Annotated in this window: 1 pseudogene; it reads left to right on the top strand. The window is 43.3% G+C overall.

Annotated elements, in window-relative coordinates:
- Window positions 1-699 (top strand): annotated as a pseudogene (locus tag ACFIMA_RS09870) (hypothetical protein); the annotation flags it as partial.

Below are 699 nucleotides of genomic sequence, written 5' to 3'. Positions count from 1 at the left end.
AGCCTTCTCTCTGTTGCTGGTTTGAATGATTCTGATGATTACGCAAATTTTTTAACCAAAACCCTTTCTGGTAAGAGTGATAAGAGTCCTATCGTAAATGTTTTGACAGAAGGTAGCCGTTCTGCGCGAGTTGGAAATGTTGATGATAAGAAAGCGCTACAGCTTACAAGAATAGCGGTTAACGATAAAAGCATGAGTGCGGATAATATTGCTGTGCGAAAATTGCCAAAAACATTTGTTAAAAAAGGGGGGATGCTGCCTGTTGAGGGAGATAATAGTGATGATATTTTGCTGTCTGGCGTTAATAGTTTAGCAAGGAGAGTGAGTACATATGCAACTAATAATGATATAAAAATAGGAAACAGTCCGAATGCGCATGGCGTGGGGATTATTGCTATTGGTAACAACATACAGGTACAGTCAGGACGCGACAATTATGAAGCTGTTATTAATATCGGCAACAGTTCGCAAACCTCCGCTCCTGCTACCACCGTTATTGGTGATAGGGCAAGAGCGGAAAAGTGGGCCGGTGTTGCTATAGGAAGTGATGCTATAGCTGATAGGGCTGCAGGTGTTTCAGGGTACACTTCTTTGTTGCAGGGTCCTGCACACAACACTGAGACGCAATGGAAAAGTACGCAGGGTGCCGTTAGTGTTGGTAATAAAAGTACGGGCATGACGCGGCAGATTACAGGTGTA

The organism is Bartonella sp. AP88HLJMH, from assembly GCF_042195605.1.
Lineage (GTDB): Bacteria > Pseudomonadota > Alphaproteobacteria > Rhizobiales > Rhizobiaceae > Bartonella.
This window is presented reverse-complemented; position numbering and strand designations above follow the sequence as displayed.